Below are 16,041 nucleotides of genomic sequence, written 5' to 3' on the forward strand. Positions count from 1 at the left end.
GCCTTTTGACCTTCGGCGACGATCTGAAGGCCATCCCGACTGAGAGCTGAGAGCAATGCTCAAGACCTAATAGCAGTGCACGGCGCCGGGTGATCCCTTCTCAAGACCTGGAGCCGGACTGCTCTCCACAGGCAGAGGGCCTCGTCGCCGTGCGCCTGCCGGAGCATGTCGCACATGTCCACGATGACGTCATGATCGTGACCTGAGCCGTCCGTACGGGTACCTCTCCCTCGCTACGCGAGCGGGCGAGCTCCTTCCAGAGACCGGGGACCGTGCGGGGAGCTGGGGCTGCGAACTGCTCATCGGATATCGGGCCATCGAGCCTTCCTATTAGGTCGCGGCGTGCCCCTGCGAAGCTCACACACCGGGTGAGGACGAAGAGAGGGAGCTTGAGGTTGACGATCACGTGCGGGAGCGACTGGACGGAAGACCATGTGCGCCACGAGGCGTCTGAAGTCGAGCGGAGGTGAGAGACCTTCGACTCCTGACCGTCGCAGCGGTCGGGTGAAGCTGAAGGCAGCCTGAACCCACCAGCTCAAATCTGGCGGACATGGGCTGGTCCCGGCGCACACCTGCTGCATTCGGGCGGTCGGGGAACTCCAGACGGGGATGTGTCGAGCCGTTTGGAGGCCACGGTGAAGCGCCAAACCCGCCAGTAGTCCCGGCGGTCAGCTGGGCGGGCTGCGACGGGTGCGCAGCGCCAGTACCAGGCAAACCGTGGTCGCGGCGATGGCGAGTGAGGCGGGCAGACGTGCCCATGAGGTGCCCGCGACCGGCGCTTGGGCGGCGAGTAGTACCACTGCGGTCGCGGCGGCGGCCGTCAGCGCGGGTGTCGCCTGCGGGCGGCCGGGCGGGGCGGTGACACCGGCTGTCCACGCATCGGTGACGAGCAGATAGGCAAGCAGCAGGGCGGCGATGCAGACGACCAGCCAGACCGGGGGGCCGGTGGCCGCGGCGACCGCGATCGCCGCCGCCGGCAGCACGGTCGTCCTGCGGCGGGCTGCCAAGGTCCGCCAGCGCATGGAGGTCAAGACGGGGCGGGCGTCGACCATTGGAGCGGCCCACCACGCGGTCGTCGCCGCCCCCAGGACCAGCATCCTGACCAGCAGTGGTGCGTGCAGGGCGGCCGGCGGGTCGCAGGCGGCGACAGCAAGGGCCGTTCCGAGCACGCGGTCCGTGATGCGGGAGGTGAGACGTCCGATGAGCAAGGCGGCTCGGCTGTGGGCCGGGCGCGGGCCTGGCCGGGCAGGGGCCGTGGTCATCGGGTCCCCCCGTGGATGCGGGTGCGGAGCAGCGGCGCAAGGGTGAGGTCGAGGGTCTCGCCGGGCCGGTGGGCGACGACCCCGATACCGCGTTCCACCAAGGCGAAGCGCATGGCGTCGCGGTCGGCCCGCCACAGCCGCAGCGCAAGTTCACCTTCGGTGTCGCCGGGTTCCAGGACCGGCTCGCCGGTGGGTATCTCGACCACGACCATCGGGTTGGCCCGTCCGCGCACCTGGTGCAGGATGTCGAAAATCCGCTGGTCGGTCAGCGGCGTGATGACGTACACCAACGCTCCTTCGGGCAACGCGGGCGGTGGGAGCAGGCTGAGTCCCTCCGTGCGGTACGCGCGGTCCTTGCGGACCTCCAGCACACTCTCGACGATGCGGTAGAAGTACCCCTGGCCGCTGCCCGGTTGCAGCCAGCGGGTTGCGCCACCAACCGACACGACGCCGACCCGGTCGTGGGTGCGCAGGTAGGCGCGGGCCAGCCCGGCAGCGCCCCGGAAGGTCTCGTCGAGCGAGGACGTACCGGTGACGGGGTCGACTACGTCGGCGAGCACGTCAAGCAGCACCACGGTGTCGGCGGTGCGCTCCGAGGCGAACTGGTGGACCTGCAGGGTGCCGCGGCGGGTGGTGGCCGGCCAGTGGATCCGCCGCTGCCGTTCGCCGAGCACATACGGGTGCACGCCGGTGACCTCGACGCCCTCGCCGCGCTGCATGGCGGTGTGCTCGCCGAGCCGTTGCGGCAGCCGGACCGGGATGGGCGTGAGGCCGGCGTGTTCGGGCAGCGGGAAGACGGCGATCTCACCGAGCTCGGCTCGCTGGGTGCGCCGGGTCAGCCCGCCGGGGTCGTAGACGTCGACGTCCACCGTGCCGAGCGTCCAGCGGCCCCAGCGCTGGGCGGTCAGGACGAGATCGACGCGGTGCGGGCCGACCGCGAGGTGGTCGAGCCGGACCCCGTGGCCGAGGGTGACGCCGGGGTCCAGGCGGGCGGGTTCACCGTCATAGGACAGCGTGATCCGCACCGTCACCTGCTCGCCTTCGAAGCACCGCCGCGGCTCCACCTCGGCCTCGGCCGTCACCGCCTCCGGGCGCGGCCCGCTCGGCAGGGCGAGGGCGAGCAGCACCAGGGGCGTGGCGGCGAGAGCGAGTACCCAGGGGCGCCCGGTGACCAGCGCGGCGGCCAGCCCGACGACGGTCAACGTGCCTAGCCGCAAGGCGCGTTCACCGGCTCGCCAGCCGGGTGGAGGTGGCGGCGGGGGTTGGGTGGTCACGTCGTGGTGGCCGTCCAGGGCCCGTTGAATGGCGGCGGCCGCTCTGCGGGCCGGCACGGGCTTCATGACGCGATCGGCGTGCGCGGCAAGGTCTGCGGGGCGTGCACGGATTGCACGATCTCGCGCATCACGTCGTCGCCGTCGATCTGCCGGACCCACAGCTCTGGCTTGAGCGTGACACGGTGCGCGAGGGCCGGCACCGCCACGGACTTGACGTCCTCCGGTGTCACGTAGTCCCGCAGGTCCAGGACGGCACGGGCGCGGGCGAGTTGCACCAGGGCCAAGCCGCCACGCGGAGAGGCGCCGACCTGGATATGAGGGTGGGCCCGGGTGGCACGGACCAGTGCGACGACGTACTCCAACAGGTCGTCGTCCACCTCGACGCGTTCGACGGCGGCCCGCATGGCCAGCACCTCGTCCGGTCCGCTGAGCGTGCGCAGCACAGCCTCGGGTGCCGCCCGATCGACACGCGCGCGCAGCATGCCTGTCTCCTCGGACGCCGCCAGATAGCCCATGCGAACCCGCAGCAGGAACCGGTCGAGCTGGGCCTCGGGCAGGGTGTACGTGCCCTCGTACTCGATGGGGTTGGCGGTGGCGACGACCACAAAGGGCTTCGGCAGCGACCGGGTACTTCCGTCGATGGACACCTGGGACTCGGCCATTGCCTCCAGCAGTGCGGCCTGGGTCTTGGGCGGGGTGCGGTTGATCTCGTCGGCGAGCAGCAGGTGCGTGAAGACCGGTCCGGGCCGGAAGACCATGTCGGCGGTCCGTTGGTCGTAGAACGGAGCTCCGGTGACATCGGAGGGCAGCAGGTCGGGAGTGAACTGGATGCGGCAAAAATCCAGGCCGAGAGTGGTGGCGAAGGAGCGTGCCAGCAACGTCTTCCCGAGTCCCGGCAGGTCCTCGATGAGGACGTGCCCGCCGGCGAGGATGCCGAGCATCACAAGTGCCAGCGGTTCCGCCTTGCCGACCACGGCAGTGCGGATCTCATCGAGCACGGCCGCAGCCCGTTCGCCCGCCTGTCGGGGAGTCAGGGTGTCGTGGTCCGGGGTGGGTTGCGGGCTGGTCACGGTTGGTTCCTCACGCGGCAGGGGTCGGGGTGCGCGGGCTGCGGGGTCGGCCGCAGCGCCACCGGTCACAGGGCTTCCAGGCGGTCGAGCAGGGAGCGCAGGACGGGCTCGGGGAGAGTGGGCTGCGGAGCGGTCGCCTCGGGATCGATCCACGGCCACAGCTCAGCTCCGACCAGTGCCCGGGCCCGCTGTGGGTTCCGGTACATCGCCACGCCGTGCCGTTCGGCCAGCCGGGCGGCGAACAGCCGCTGCAACTGCGGTCGCATGACGGTGTCGAAGTGCGCTTTGCCGTCGCCCGCGAAGGTGTTGGCCACGATGCGCTGCCATATGCCGAGGGCCGGGGCCCGGCTGTCCAGCAGGCGTACCGGCTTGCGATAGCCGCTGTCCTGGGCGGCGCCGCCCGCGGCATAGCGCCCCAGGGCCAGCGCGACTGCGGTGATGAGGGCGAGGCCGGTGGCGGCTGCGGCGGCACCGTCGGCCAGGGCGAGCAGCACTTCGGTCGCGACCGCGACGGTGCCCAGTACGGTCAGTGAGTCGCGTACCGAACCGGGCTTGCCTAGTGCGGAGTTGACGATGGCCCGTATCCGGGCGAGCGCCTTCACGAGGTACCCGTCACGGCTTCGGGCCCAGGCGTCCGCGACCCTAGGCCGTCGGCGATCTCAGCGAGCGCGGCCGCGGCCCTGTCGCGGTGGCTACCGTCCATCGTGTGCGTGGAGTAACGGGCTTCGCGGAACAGCGCGGTGAGCACGGCGGCGGCCGCCCCCGTGGGCAGGCCGCCGGCGACGGCCCGCTCCAGCAGGTCCTGCGGGCTGTCCGAGGCGCGCCGGGTTACGCCGGAGTCGGCGAGCGACTCCTCCATGGCGGCATAGCAGGCGATGACGGCTGCGCGGGCCTCGGTTGCGTCCAGTAGGGCACGGCGCCCGGAGTTTACGGCCTGGGCCAGGCGTTCCTGCTCGTCGTCGAGCGTCGCGTGCGTCGCCGGGGCCTCGGGCGCCGGCGGCCGGGTCAGATACCGCCACAGATACAGCCCGGCAATCATGACGACCACAACAAGCAGGGCGATGCCGAGACCGAGCAGGATGCGCGTCAGCCCGAAGTGCATGCTGTGGCCAGCGTGCCCGGCATGCTGTGCGGTTGGCGGGGTGGGTACCGGGTTTTGCCGTGGCCTGGGAAGCGGTAACGACTCGTGGCCGCCCCCGTGGCTGCTGCCGGACGAACCGAACTGGTGCAGGACCATGACGAGCAGTGGGACGACCAGCGTCGCGGCCCGCAGGACGCGGCTCACGCTGTCAACCATCCGCTGTTCCACCGGGTTGAGTTCCCGGGCGGCGCCAACCTGCTCCTGGTACTTCTCGCGCAGCGCCAAGCCGCCAAGGAATGACAGCAGGGCGAGGCCGACCACGAGGACAGGGTTGCCGCCGAGCGGCCCGCGGCCCTTGGCTAACAGGCCCGTGTCGGGGTGCAGCAGCAGTGCTCCCAGGGCCGCTCCGCCCATCACCAGCACCGTCAACGCGGCAGGTGCGGCGCGGATCGTGCGCCATCGCCCGCCCGCCGTACGCTCCCGCCCCACCACCACACCCCTCCCTTGGGATCGGCAGCTTCGCACACCGGTCAACGGCGTGTCAGTAGGGGGTTACCGGCGAGGCGGCCGGGCGGGACCCTCAGCGCACCATCCGCCGCGTCACGTTGTGCGTGCGCTGCGGCCCGCGCCGCGATTCCCGGCTGTCGGTTGCACCAAGTGGCGAAGTGCATACTTCAAGAGTCTGAGCTGGTGTGTAGTGGAGTTTGGCACCCTCCTCAAGCCGCACGGCATGCTGATCCGACACACTGAGCCCGCGCGGGGCACGGCAACGGAGCGTGCTGAAGGACGCGGGCATCGACGTGCACCACTTCTTCCTCAAGGTCCCCAGACGTCCTGGTGAAGCGGATCGACAGCCGGAGCTGCACCCGAATAACCCCCAGCAGGACGAGTGGGTCCGGCGCTGGTGCAAGGACAGGATCGAACTGCGGAGTCCGGCTTGCTGGGAACTGAAGGACCAGCGCCCCTGACGCTCCGGGTCCAGAACGCGGATGTCCATGAGCTGAGTGGACTGCTGCCCATAGTGGACAGTGGTCTTGGAGACGTGCTGGTAGGCGTCGCAGCGTTCCTGCAACGCTCCATTGTCGAGCGAGCAGTGATCACGCAACGTCTCGGCAAGCGCGGCTTACTGGCCCACGGTGGGCCGCATGTTCACCAAGTTCCGGCGGAACGTCTTCAACAACGAGATGCTGACGTGCTGTGCAGAGATCACGCGGAGGGTCTGCGAGGACTTCGAAGCCGACATGATTGAGCTCAACGGCGAGGGCGATCACGTGCACCTGTTGGTGCACTACCCGGCGAAAGTCGCCCTCTCGAACCTCGTCAACAGTCTTAAGGGCGTCAGCTCACGCCGGTTGCGGCAGGAGTTCATCAGCAACGTGAACCGGGCGATCATGCCGGCCGCTTCTGGTTCGGGCTCCTACTTCGTCGGCTCCTGCGGTGGCGGACCGCTCGAGGTGGTCAAGGACTATGTCGAGAACCAGAAACGGCCTGGCTGAGCGCCACACAGTAGTGGGGCATTCCGGAACGATGCTGCGACGCTCCGCGCCGCAAGGCTCAGGATCGGACTCCCTCCCCGCCTGAAGGCGGTGACTGCCTCCGAAGAAGGGAGATGCGCCCTGCCCTGGCGTACTGCCTGTGCACTCACCGTCTACCACAGGTCTACTGGTCTTCCGCAGAGCGGCTCGACAGTGGAAGCTGGCAGCCCCGCTGACGCTCGCAAGGAGGACATTCCGTGGCGCTTGGTCTGCCCGACACGGTACGAGCCTGTCTCTTCGATCTCGACGGCGTCATCACCGATACGGCTGCTGTCCATGCTGCGACATGGAAAGAGACGTTCGACACGCTCCTGCACGAGCGCGAGGGCGCCGGTTTCCGCCCCTTCACCGTGGAGACGGACTACCGCGAGCTCGTAGACGGGCGGCCGAGAGCCGACGGCGTGCGGGCTTTCCTCACTGCGCGCCGTATCAAGCTGCCCGACGGGGTCCCCGACGGTCCTTTGGGGCTGGACACCGTGCACGGCCTGGCACACTGGAAGAGCAACCTGTTCGAGGCCAGGATCCGCAGCGAGGGTGCCTCCGTCTTTCCGGACACCATGGCCTACCTCGCAGCAGCGCGCGAGCGAGGACTGCTTACCGCGGTTGTTACCTCCAGCGCCAACTGCCTCCAGGTCCTGAGGGCTGCGGACGCAGAGAGCCTCTTCGATGCGTGGGTCGACGGCCTTGTAGCCGCGAAGCGGGGGCTGCGGGGGAAGCCCTACCCGGACATGTTCCTGGCCGCGGCTCGGGACCTGGGCCAGCGCCCCTCCGAGTGTGCGGTCTTCGAGGACGCGCTGGCAGGCATGGACGCAGGGAGGTCCGGGCACTTCGGCTGGGTGGTCGGCGTCGACAGGGTGAGCCAGGCCGACGCGTTGTACGCCCACGGCGCCGACACAGTCGTCGCAGACCTCGCGACCCTCATCGAACAGTCCGGACTCCAGCGCGGTGACCGGCAGTGAAGACGCGACCGCCTGCTCGCGCTCCGGCACCGCGACCGGCCGGGCCTTCGGCCAGAAACGGGGCCCTGCCCAGCAGGTGAGGCACGGGAGCCTATCAGCACCGACTGCGTGAAGCCCCTTCGGGGCCACGACGCGAGCAGAGGGCGACATGAACCGGCATACCAGATGAGCCGACGGGCGGCGTCGAGGAGGACTGCGCCTCGAATCCGGCGCGGGAGGTCTGCCCAGCCCGGCCCGACGGGGCGAGGTGGTTGTCCACGTCTCCCAGGCACAGACACCGCGAACCACGCCACGCTCAGTATTGCCGGCCAAGAACATCATCCTCCTCGCCATGGTTCAGGAGTGCCACTGAGGGTCGGACCGGGCAGCTCAGAAGACACTCCGGCAGACCTCGCCGAACGGATTCCAGCAGGATCTGACACCAGGCTCCCCAGGCAGCTAACCGCCCGGGGAGCAAGGCCGCATGGGCGGTTCCACCATTCGAAGGCGTGGCCCGCGCCCGTCCGTTGACTGTGTGTAGACGACCCGTAGATCGGCTGTTGGTTAGCTGGTGCGCAGCAGGCAGCAGGCAGCAGGCAGCAGGCAGCAAGAGAAGAGACAACCCGGAACCGACGCCGGCCGACGGGGCCGCGCAGTCGCCCGGACACACGGAGGCGCAGCGAATGGCGGCTGAGAACCTGGGAAACAACCCGGCAGCCGAGGCTCCAACCGCCCCTCAAGCAGTGCTGGAGACATCGGAACCCGCTGCGACATTCCTCCTTGCTACCTTGGACGACGGAGGAGATGAGCAGGCTCGTCAGCTGCTCCCTAAGCTTCCCTCGCTGGTACGCGCCGTCCTCTCACGGGCTTCAGACAGCCGCCTCACCTGTGTCGCCGGGATTGGGTCCGACGCCTGGGACCGCCTGTTCGCTGGTCAGCGCCCCGTCCAGTTGCACCCCTTCCGCGAGATTGCCGGGGACGGACGACGGGCCGTCGCCACCCCTGCCGACCTCCTCTTCCACATCCGGGCGACGAGCAGCGACCTCTGCTTCGAACTAGCGGTCGAAATCGTCAGCCGCCTGAAGGGGGTCGCCACAGTCATCGACGAGGTCGTCGGCTTCAAGTACTTCGGCGAACGAGACCTCTTGGGTTTCGTTGACGGCACGGAGAACCCCACAGGGCAGGCAGCCTCCACAGCCGTCCTCGTCGGGGACGAGGACCCACGCTTCGCGGGCGGAGCTTACGTCGTGGTCCAGAAGTACCTGCACGACCTCGACCGCTGGAACGCGCTGACTGTGGAACAACAGCAGAGAATTATCGGCCGCACAAAGACGACCAACATCGAACTGGACGACGCCACCCAGGAGCCCGCCTCCCACGTGTCTCTCAACAAGGTCCTTCAACCAGACGGCTCCGAACAGCAGATCCTCCGCTTCAACATGCCTTTCGGCAGTGCCGCGAAAAGGGAGTACGGCACGTATTTCATCGGGTACACACGTGCCTCCTCGGTCATCGAGCAGATGCTGCGCAACATGTTCCTCGGTACCACCACCGTCAGCCACGACAGGATCCTCGACTTCTCCCAAGCCGTCACTGGAGCCCTCTTCTTCGCCCCCAGCCAGACCTTCCTCGACAACTTCCACGGCCAGGCTGCTCCCAGTCGGTCAGCCGCACCGCCCGCCCCCGACGGAACCGGGCACGGCTCTCTCGGCATCGGCAGCCTCGGAAAGGTCCCTTCCGTATGAACAATCTGCACCGCCAGCTCGCCCCCATGTCGGATGCAGCGTGGGCTGATCTTGAAGCCGAGGCCCGCCGAACATTCAAGGCGCACGTCGCCGGCCGGCGCCTGGTGGACGTTCCCGAAGCGGGTGGAGTCGAACTGTCCGCTGTCCCCACAGGACACAGCGAGCCTGTCAGCACACCGGACGAAACGGTCCACGCCAGACTGAGGTGCTCAAAGCCGCTCGTTGAGCTGCGGGTACCCTTCAACGTGAGTCGCCAGCAGATCGATGACGTTGAGAGGGGAGCGAAGGACGCCGACTGGCAGCCCGTGAAGGACGCAGCCAGGCGCATCGCCTTCGCCGAGGACCACATAGTCTTCGAAGGACTCTCGGCAGCCGGGATCGAGGGACTGCGTAACGGCTCCCCCCATGCACCCCTGGCGCTACCCGTCGACGCGCACGAGTACCCCGAAGCGGTCGCAAGAGCAGTCTCCGCGCTCAGGCTCTCCGGCGTCGAAGGCCCATACGCGCTCGCCCTCAGCGCGAGCGCGTACGAAGCGGTCAGCGAGACGTCCGACCACGGCCATCCCATCCGAGCACATATTGCACGCCTGGTAGAGGGCGACATCGTCTGGGCGCCCGCCGTCGCCGGCGCCTACCTCGTGACGACCCGAGGAGGCGACTTCACCCTCCGCCTTGGACAGGACCTCTCGATCGGGTACCTCTCCCACGATGCCGAGTCGGTCCAGCTCTACTTTCAGGAGACGCTCACCTTCCTCGTACACACCGCCGAGGCAGCCGTCCACCTCACCGGCAAGTGACAGACCCAGCCAGAGCTGGGTCGAAGACGGATAGCGATAAACGCCCGGAGGGCAAAAACGCCTTGCCACCGAGGAGGCTGCCCAGGCCTGAGAGGTCGGCTTATGGCCATCAAGATCTACAACACGTTGACAAGACAGAAGGAAGAGTTCGCTCCGATGAGGGACGGGGCTGTGAAGATGTTCGTCTGCGGGCCGACCGTCTACGGCCCAACCCACGTCGGACACGCCAAGACGTACACGCAGTTCGACTTCGTTGCGCGCTGCTTCCGCAGGGCCGGTTACTCCGTCACTTACGCCCAGAACATGACCGACGTCGACGACAAAATTATCCGTCGTGCTGGCAAGATCGGAACCCAGCCGTACGAGCTGGCTGCAGAGTTCGAGGCGCGCTACCTTGCCGACATGACCGCGCTGCATAACGACAGCGTCGACACGTACGCACGCGCGCACGACCATATCGACGGCATCGTGGCCCAGGTGCAGGAGCTGATCCGGCGTGGCCACGCGTACCAAGTTGACGGTAGCTGGTACTTCGACCTGGCCACATTCCCCGCCTACGGGAAGCTTTCCGGGCGGAAGACCGCACGAGGAGACGATTCCGTATCGCGGATCGACGAGGCCGTCGGCAAACGAAACCCGGGGGACTTTGCCCTGTGGAAGGCCCGAAAGCCGGGTGAGCCGTTCTGGACCACCCCCCTCGGCCAGGGGCGCCCCGGCTGGCACATCGAGGACACTGCGATCACGGAAGCGCTTTTCGGCCCCCAGTACGACATCCACGGTGGCGTAGCGGACCTGATGTTTCCCCACCACGAAGCCGAGATCGCGCAGATGGAGGCAGCTTTTGGGAAGGCGCCCCTGGCTCGATACTGGATGCACACCGGTCTGCTCAGCACCGGCGGGGAGAAGATGTCGAAGAGCACCGGCAACAGCCTGTCCGTCCAGGAAGCACTCAGGGACAACAGTTACCGCACTTTGCGGTATGCATTCCTAAGCCAGCACTACCGGTCACCGATGGAGCTCAGCGATACGACGCTCAGCAACGCCCATGGCGCTCGCCGGCGGGCTGAAAACTTCTACCGCACCGTCGACCCATGCCGGAGAGACAGCCGGATGAGCGCCACACTGGCAGAAGAGGCCAAGAACCGCTTCTACGGCAGGCTCCACGACGATTTCGATACCCCGGGCGCGCTCGCAGCCCTATTCGGCTTCATCCGGGCCCAGAACCGCAGCAAAGAGGTGCCTGGTCCCGCGGCGCAGGGGCTCATCGAAAGCGTCGAAAGGCTCTTCGACACCTTCCTGCTCGACGGCAGGCCGCGCGGCAACGACCCAGAAATTGGCAGGCTGTTGGAAAGACGTCGACAGTTGAGGCAGGAGCGGAGATACGCCGAGGCAGACACTCTCAGGGACGTACTGCGGGAGCTCGGGGTGGTCGTCGAGGATGGGCCGCGGGCCACGCGGTGGCGGAGGACGTGACTCTCAGGTCCGATGCGTCGTTCTGACGGATATCGCCAAAGGGCAAGGCCGCCAGGACAGGAACCGCCCGGCGAGCGGATCGCCGCGGATGCCTCAACGCACGTCGACTTTACGACCTGAGCACCGGAGCGTGCGGCCTTGGGGGCCACGAGAGACTTTCTGCTGCTGGCGTCTCCTTTACGGTTCGACCACAGCCACCCTCGCACCCCTGAAGGCGAGAGGGCGCGAGTTTCCGCCTGACTGTGCCTTGGAGCCGCAGTAGGGCTTCCGGGCCGGGGGCTGCGCCCACGGGCTCTCAGGCGTCGGCGCAGTCCTTCGCCGACCTCGCCGACGGCGACCACCAATGCGATGGAGGCCGCGCACGCCGCGAGGGAGGCGGGCTGGCCCAGGGCCTTGCCCAGGAGCCACAGAGCGAGGGCCAGCAGCATCCACCAGGCGGTGACCCACCAGACGGAGCCCACCGGCAGCGCATATCCGTCACGACGCCGCTTTCGAGACCGAAGGATCGCGCCAGCCGCCAGAGTGCATCCGGCAACTGCTATCACGCCAGCGACGACAGTTGCTGCCAGGGTGATCGCGGGTGGGGCGTCGGCAAGGCGCGGGACCGTGTTGAGCGGGGCTGCGGCCCACAGGCAGAGCAGGGCCCAGCCACGCGGGGGCGCCGGCGCCAGGTGGGCGTGCAGGCGTTGCGGTATCCGGCCGGTCGGCATGGCCAGCCCGGCCGGATGCAGAGTGGGGGAGAAGACGACTAGGCCGGTGAAGTGCCAGATCACGGGTGCAGGGGCCCCTGCCGTCGGGGGGCGGGGCAGGGCGGGGTGAGGTCAGCTGTGACGGCCGACGGCAGCCATGGCCAGGCCGGTCGTCACAGCGGCAAGGCCGGTGACAAGGACGGGAAAGCCGGGGCCCGCAGGACGTACATAGCGGTTCCGGCTGCTGTGAGCACGGTGCCGATGCGTCGTTCGGGCATGAGGTTCCTCATCGGTTGGGCGGGCTTGGAAGGATCAGGGGCGGTCGGCTGTCTAGTACACCAGGCCGGGTGGGTGGGGAGCGCCCCGATGAGGCGTGCCCAGGCGGTAGCGAAGCCTTTGGCTTGTCGCCGTCGTCGTCCGTGGTCACGAAGGGATAGGGCTCGGCGAGATCCCGTGCACGCATCGCCTTACCCTCAGTCTCCGCCGCCGGCGTCGTCATCTCGTGTCTCCGCCTCCCACAGGCGGCGGTAGATCCCGTTGCGGCGCTTGATCAGTAGCGCGGCCGCCGCGGCGGCGATGAGTGAGCCGAGCAGGACGGCGGCCTTGATGTGCTCGGCGTCGGCCGGGTCGGGGAAGGCAAGCTCGCCGATCAGGAGGGCGACGGTGAAGCCGATCCCGGCCAGCGTCGCCAGGGCGAGCACGTCCGCCCAGGCCAGGTCTAGGTTCAGCCGGGCGCGGGTGAACCGGGCCGCCAGATAGGTGCCAACGAAGATCCCCACCGTCTTGCCCACGACCAGGCCGAGCACCACGCCCAGCGGCTCGGGGCGGGTGAAAACCTCACCCAGCGAGACGGCCGAGATACTCACCCGGGCGGCGAACAAGGCGAACAGGGAACCGGCCACGCCGGCGGAGACCGGCCGCAGCATATGCTCCGTGCGCTCCCCGGGCGACGCCTTCTCTCCCCGGACGCGGGTGGTGCGCAGGATCAGTCCCATCGCCACACCGGCCACCGTGGCGTGCGCCCCCCGTGGTACATCAGGGCCCAGATCGCCACCCCGAGCGGCACGTACCACCACCAGCCGCGCACCCTGAACCTTTGGAGCAGGTAGAAGACCCCTAGCCCCCCTAGCCCGGCCAGCGCTCCGCCAAGCGCCAGTGGGTTCAGGTCGGCGGTGAAGAACACGGCGATCACCAGGATCGCGCCGAGGTCGTCGACCACGGCCAGGGTCAGCAGGAAGGTCCGCAGGGCGGAGGGCAGGTGGGTGGACAGCACTGCGAGAACGGCGAGCGCGAAGGCAATGTCGGTGGCCATCGGCACCGCCCACCCCGTCCGGGAGCCGCCGCCGATACTGGTAGTGGCCAGGTAGAGGGCGGCTGGCAAGGCCATCCTGCACACCGCGGCGATCACTGGCAGCGCTGCGGTGGCGGGGGTCCGCAGCTCGCCGACCGCCAGTTCGCGTTTCAGCTCGATCCCGGCGACCAGGAAGAAGACAGTCAGCAGCCCGTCCGCGGTCCAGTGCCCCACCGACAGGTCCAAACCGAGCGCGGGTATCCCGAAGTGGAAGTCGCGCATCTGCTCGTATGCTCCACCGAACGGGGCGTTCGCCCACACCAGCGCCACACCGCCGCCGCCAGCAGCGCCAGCCCGCCGACCCTCTCCGTGCGCAGAGCCCGGGCCACCTTCACGCGCTCCGGCCAGGGCAGTAGAGCGAGGAAGACGGAACGCTCACGCGGGGGCAGGCATCGGAGACCTCCGAGGCATCGACGTGTGGGCACATGGGCCCCTTGACGCCGACCAGACTTCCCGGCACACCCTGCGTCTCTTGACGCGTTCTTTACACACTATCGGTCCCAGCCCTGCCATGACCAAATGAGCCCTCCTGGAGGGCGCTGTTCAGCCTCGGCGGCAGGCCGCAGGGTCGCGCTCGGCGACGTGCTGGACCACCGCGTCAACGCCTGGACGCGCGTACCGCTCCAGGGAACGGACGAAAGCGTGCCGGGAGCGCGCGAGCAGCATGGGGATGGAGGTGCCGTCCCCGGCGTCGTGGGTCAGGGCGCTGTGGCGGAGCCGGTGTAGTGTCCAGCCGTCCAGGTCCTCCACGTGGTCCGGGGAGGCAAGCGGATTGCGCAGCAGCCGGGTGTTCTCCTCGAGGATCTCCTCGGCTCGACGGTAGGACAGCCGGGCCCGCTCGGCCGCCGGCACACGTCCAGCGTCGGAGTCCCGGCCGGTGCCCTGCGGCTGGTGAGGAACAGCGGGCCGCAGGTACGGCGGCCGATCAAGCGGGGCAGGAGTTGGGCTGTGCCGGACCGTCAGTGGATCATCGCCCAGCCTTTCGCGGTGATCTTCCCGCGCTTGTCCTGCGGGTACAGATCCTCGACGTTCAGGCACAACACCTCATCCGGCCCGGGCAGCGGACTCGTAGAGCATCTTGCAGAACATCTTCTCTTGCAGGGAGACATCAAGCCGCCACAGGGCGACGATCTGGTTCTCGGCGAGGGGGCGATCTCCTTGGGTGCCCGAGACACCCCAGCTCCGAGCTGGCACCATGGAGATTTTGTACCGCCGTCAACATCCTCCGCTGCATCTTGTTAGCCTCACAACCGCGGGGCTCCTGCTCGACACAGCGCGCAGGAGCCCCCATAAGCAGCCGGCGGCTCTCTCCCTGCGCCAGTGGGAGTCGCCGAGGCCCAAAAACGTTCCCCGGATCGACGGCCACCGAGGTCACGTGCGCTGGTGTGCTGTATCGATGGCCAATCGGTGATCTCGGTTTTGAGGCTATGCCGTGAATTCGGTCGGGAGGGCGGGGTCGCCGGCTTCTGATTCGATCGGGCAGAGTCGGGCCTTGGCCCGCAAGCCCGTATGTAGCGAGGCCTTTGTTCACTCGTCGTTCTGTTCGGCCAGGATTGCGCCGACGAGGCGGATGAGTGCGGTGCGGGCGGGGCCGTTCGGAGACCGACCGTGGAGCTCTTGAGCGAACGTTGTCAGGTCCTGACCAGGCCGTCATAGAGAGGTTGCACTCGAGCGTGGCACGGGGAGTCAGGGATTGGGGAGCCCCGAATATCTCCTACAGCGGCCTATAAGGCGCCGTCTGGCGCGCACGGCCAGCTCCGTGGAGGAGCGGCGGCCGCAGGCAATCCACGAGCAGGGCGGGCCGCGGGCGCCACGTAGGCCATAACTCTCTGCTCATGTTGTCTTGTACCACCGCATGGCGCGCTCGACGCCTGCTGCTGACCAAGTGCACCGAGTACCGGAGTCAAGTGCTACCTGCTGCGAACTGCGTCCGCCGCCTAGCCCGCCAGCGGATTTACCTATTGGCACTGGACTCTGAGGTCCAGTATCGACCCTGCCAGCCTCCGCAAGAGTAACCTGGTCAACGTGGTGGGACAGGTGCGCGATAACGACGATCCTCGGCTGACCGAGCGAGGGCGGGCGACTCGAGAACGCATCCTGAGAGCTGCCGCGGACATGATGCACGTCAAAGGTGTCGCTCACACGACCCTCGACGATGTCAGGGCGGCGAGCGGAACGAGCAAGTCACAGCTGTACCGCCACTATCCGGACAAGAACGCGTTGATGCGGGACGTTGTCGCATTCCGGGCCGCGGAAGTGCTCGATCGCCAGCACCGGCACTTGCAACGACTCAACTCCTTCCGTGGACTAGAGCGCTGGCGTGACGCACTGGTCGAGCGCAACGCCCTACGCAATGGGGCCTACGGCTGCCCGCTCGGCTCCCTGGCAAGCGAGCTGGCCGATCAGGACGAAGAGACGCGGAAGACGATAGCTCGACACTTCGCTGACTGGGAAGGCCTCCTCGAGGCAGGGCTTTCAAGAATGAGAGACTCCGCGGTCCTCCGCGCAGACGTCGACGTGAGCAGACTCGCCACCGGCCTGATGGCCGCACTGCAAGGTGGGTATCTCCTTGCCCAGACAGCACAGGACGTCGAGCCAATGCGTATCGCCCTCGACATGGCCATCGCCCACGTCAAGACGTATGCGGCACCCGCCGGGAATACGCCGTCGAAGGCTGGCGCGAGCACGCGTTAGGGGTGCTACTCCGTGTCCGTAGAGTCTGTTGATTTTACCGGTTCCCTTGCAGAAAGCCCCGGCGTTCACGCTGTGGGACGCAAGACCTGGTCCAGCGAGCGCGAGGCCACCTTGACACGTTCCGCTGGCTGC

The 16,041-nt window shown here is 68.0% G+C and carries 13 protein-coding genes and 4 pseudogenes; 7 read left to right on the forward strand and 10 right to left on the reverse strand.

Features of this window, described 5'->3' with window-relative positions; genetic code table 11:
• Positions 1-668 precede the first annotated feature (668 nt).
• The 5 genes from ACSHXN_RS40950 to ACSHXN_RS40970 all read right to left on the reverse strand — a co-directional run bounded on the left by ACSHXN_RS40950 (position 669) and on the right by ACSHXN_RS40970 (position 5,179).
• Entirely contained in the window at positions 669-1,208 is a 540-nt protein-coding gene (locus ACSHXN_RS40950; RefSeq protein ID WP_438306114.1) for a hypothetical protein, read from the reverse strand.
• 50 nt (positions 1,209-1,258) lie between these two features.
• Complete coding sequence (locus ACSHXN_RS40955) at positions 1,259-2,602, reverse strand: DUF58 domain-containing protein (protein ID WP_438306116.1); 1,344 nt, start codon at positions 2,600-2,602, stop codon at positions 1,259-1,261.
• Positions 2,599-3,606, reverse strand: a complete 1,008-nt coding sequence (locus ACSHXN_RS40960; protein ID WP_438306118.1) for an AAA family ATPase — start codon at positions 3,604-3,606, stop codon at positions 2,599-2,601. The genes ACSHXN_RS40955 and ACSHXN_RS40960 overlap by 4 nt, the downstream gene beginning before the upstream one ends.
• Before the next feature lie 65 nt (positions 3,607-3,671).
• Positions 3,672-4,208: a hypothetical protein gene (locus ACSHXN_RS40965; protein ID WP_438306120.1), complete on the reverse strand. Its 537-nt coding sequence runs from the start codon at positions 4,206-4,208 to the stop codon at positions 3,672-3,674.
• The gene (locus tag ACSHXN_RS40970; protein ID WP_438306122.1) at positions 4,205-5,179 is read right to left on the reverse strand and encodes a DUF4129 domain-containing protein; all 975 of its coding nucleotides are present in this window, start codon (positions 5,177-5,179) and stop codon (positions 4,205-4,207) included. The genes ACSHXN_RS40965 and ACSHXN_RS40970 overlap by 4 nt, the downstream gene beginning before the upstream one ends.
• A 284-nt stretch (positions 5,180-5,463) precedes the next feature.
• On the opposite strand from ACSHXN_RS40970, the gene ACSHXN_RS40975 reads away from it, so the two are divergent.
• On the forward strand, positions 5,464-5,655 hold the full coding sequence (locus ACSHXN_RS40975; RefSeq protein ID WP_438306555.1) for a hypothetical protein: 192 nt from the start codon (positions 5,464-5,466) through the stop codon (positions 5,653-5,655).
• Here the strand turns inward: ACSHXN_RS40975 and ACSHXN_RS40980 are convergent.
• Positions 5,613-5,834, reverse strand: a pseudogene (locus ACSHXN_RS40980) (RNA-guided endonuclease TnpB family protein); the annotation flags it as partial. The gene ACSHXN_RS40975 and the pseudogene ACSHXN_RS40980 overlap by 43 nt on opposite strands.
• Before the next feature lie 4 nt (positions 5,835-5,838).
• Between ACSHXN_RS40980 and tnpA the strand changes: the two are divergent.
• From tnpA to cysS, 5 genes and pseudogenes are all read left to right on the forward strand, one after another.
• Positions 5,839-6,183, forward strand: a pseudogene (gene tnpA, locus ACSHXN_RS40985) (IS200/IS605 family transposase); the annotation flags it as partial.
• 236 nt (positions 6,184-6,419) lie between these two features.
• Positions 6,420-7,181 (forward strand): HAD family hydrolase, encoded by a 762-nt coding sequence (locus ACSHXN_RS40990; protein WP_438306124.1) that lies wholly within the window; start codon positions 6,420-6,422, stop codon positions 7,179-7,181.
• Between the two features lie 662 nt (positions 7,182-7,843).
• On the forward strand, positions 7,844-8,905 hold the full coding sequence (locus ACSHXN_RS40995) for a Dyp-type peroxidase (RefSeq protein ID WP_438306126.1): 1,062 nt from the start codon (positions 7,844-7,846) through the stop codon (positions 8,903-8,905).
• Positions 8,902-9,702: a family 1 encapsulin nanocompartment shell protein gene (locus ACSHXN_RS41000; protein ID WP_438306128.1), complete on the forward strand. Its 801-nt coding sequence runs from the start codon at positions 8,902-8,904 to the stop codon at positions 9,700-9,702. The genes ACSHXN_RS40995 and ACSHXN_RS41000 overlap by 4 nt, the downstream gene beginning before the upstream one ends.
• A gap of 102 nt (positions 9,703-9,804) precedes the next feature.
• Positions 9,805-11,175 (forward strand): cysteine--tRNA ligase, encoded by a 1,371-nt coding sequence (gene cysS / locus ACSHXN_RS41005; RefSeq protein ID WP_438306129.1) that lies wholly within the window; start codon positions 9,805-9,807, stop codon positions 11,173-11,175.
• A gap of 1,162 nt (positions 11,176-12,337) precedes the next feature.
• Here the strand turns inward: cysS and nhaA are convergent.
• The 4 genes and pseudogenes from nhaA to ACSHXN_RS41025 all read right to left on the reverse strand — a co-directional run.
• Positions 12,338-13,604, reverse strand: a pseudogene (gene nhaA / locus ACSHXN_RS41010) (Na+/H+ antiporter NhaA).
• Positions 13,605-13,758: 154 nt separating this feature from the next.
• Positions 13,759-14,067 carry a site-specific integrase gene (locus tag ACSHXN_RS41015; protein WP_438306131.1) on the reverse strand — a complete coding sequence of 103 codons (309 nt, stop codon included), beginning with the start codon at positions 14,065-14,067 and terminating at the stop codon, positions 13,759-13,761.
• A 192-nt stretch (positions 14,068-14,259) separates the two neighbouring features.
• Positions 14,260-14,412, reverse strand: coding sequence for a hypothetical protein (locus ACSHXN_RS41020; RefSeq protein WP_438306133.1), 153 nt, complete (start codon positions 14,410-14,412; stop codon positions 14,260-14,262).
• A gap of 228 nt (positions 14,413-14,640) precedes the next feature.
• Positions 14,641-14,805: pseudogene (locus ACSHXN_RS41025) on the reverse strand (IS256 family transposase); the annotation flags it as partial.
• Between the two features lie 435 nt (positions 14,806-15,240).
• Here ACSHXN_RS41025 and ACSHXN_RS41030 point away from each other — a divergent pair.
• Positions 15,241-15,909, forward strand: coding sequence for a TetR/AcrR family transcriptional regulator (locus ACSHXN_RS41030; RefSeq protein WP_355142298.1), 669 nt, complete (start codon positions 15,241-15,243; stop codon positions 15,907-15,909).
• The last annotated feature ends 132 nt before the right edge of the window (positions 15,910-16,041 follow it).

The sequence above is a fragment of the Streptomyces sp. HUAS TT11 genome, from assembly GCF_051553595.1.
GTDB lineage: Bacteria > Actinomycetota > Actinomycetes > Streptomycetales > Streptomycetaceae > Streptomyces.

What these genes read in the sequence shown, in the direction of transcription:
- ACSHXN_RS40955 (WP_438306116.1), bottom strand. Translation starts at nt 2,602, where the DNA reads ATGAAGCCCGTGCCGGCCCGCAGAGCGGCCGCCGCCATTCAACGGGCC.
- ACSHXN_RS40995 (WP_438306126.1), top strand. Translation starts at nt 7,844, where the DNA reads ATGGCGGCTGAGAACCTGGGAAACAACCCGGCAGCCGAGGCTCCAACC.
- ACSHXN_RS41000 (WP_438306128.1), top strand. Translation starts at nt 8,902, where the DNA reads ATGAACAATCTGCACCGCCAGCTCGCCCCCATGTCGGATGCAGCGTGG.
- cysS (WP_438306129.1), top strand. Translation starts at nt 9,805, where the DNA reads ATGGCCATCAAGATCTACAACACGTTGACAAGACAGAAGGAAGAGTTC.
- ACSHXN_RS41020 (WP_438306133.1), bottom strand. Translation starts at nt 14,412, where the DNA reads ATGGTGCCAGCTCGGAGCTGGGGTGTCTCGGGCACCCAAGGAGATCGC.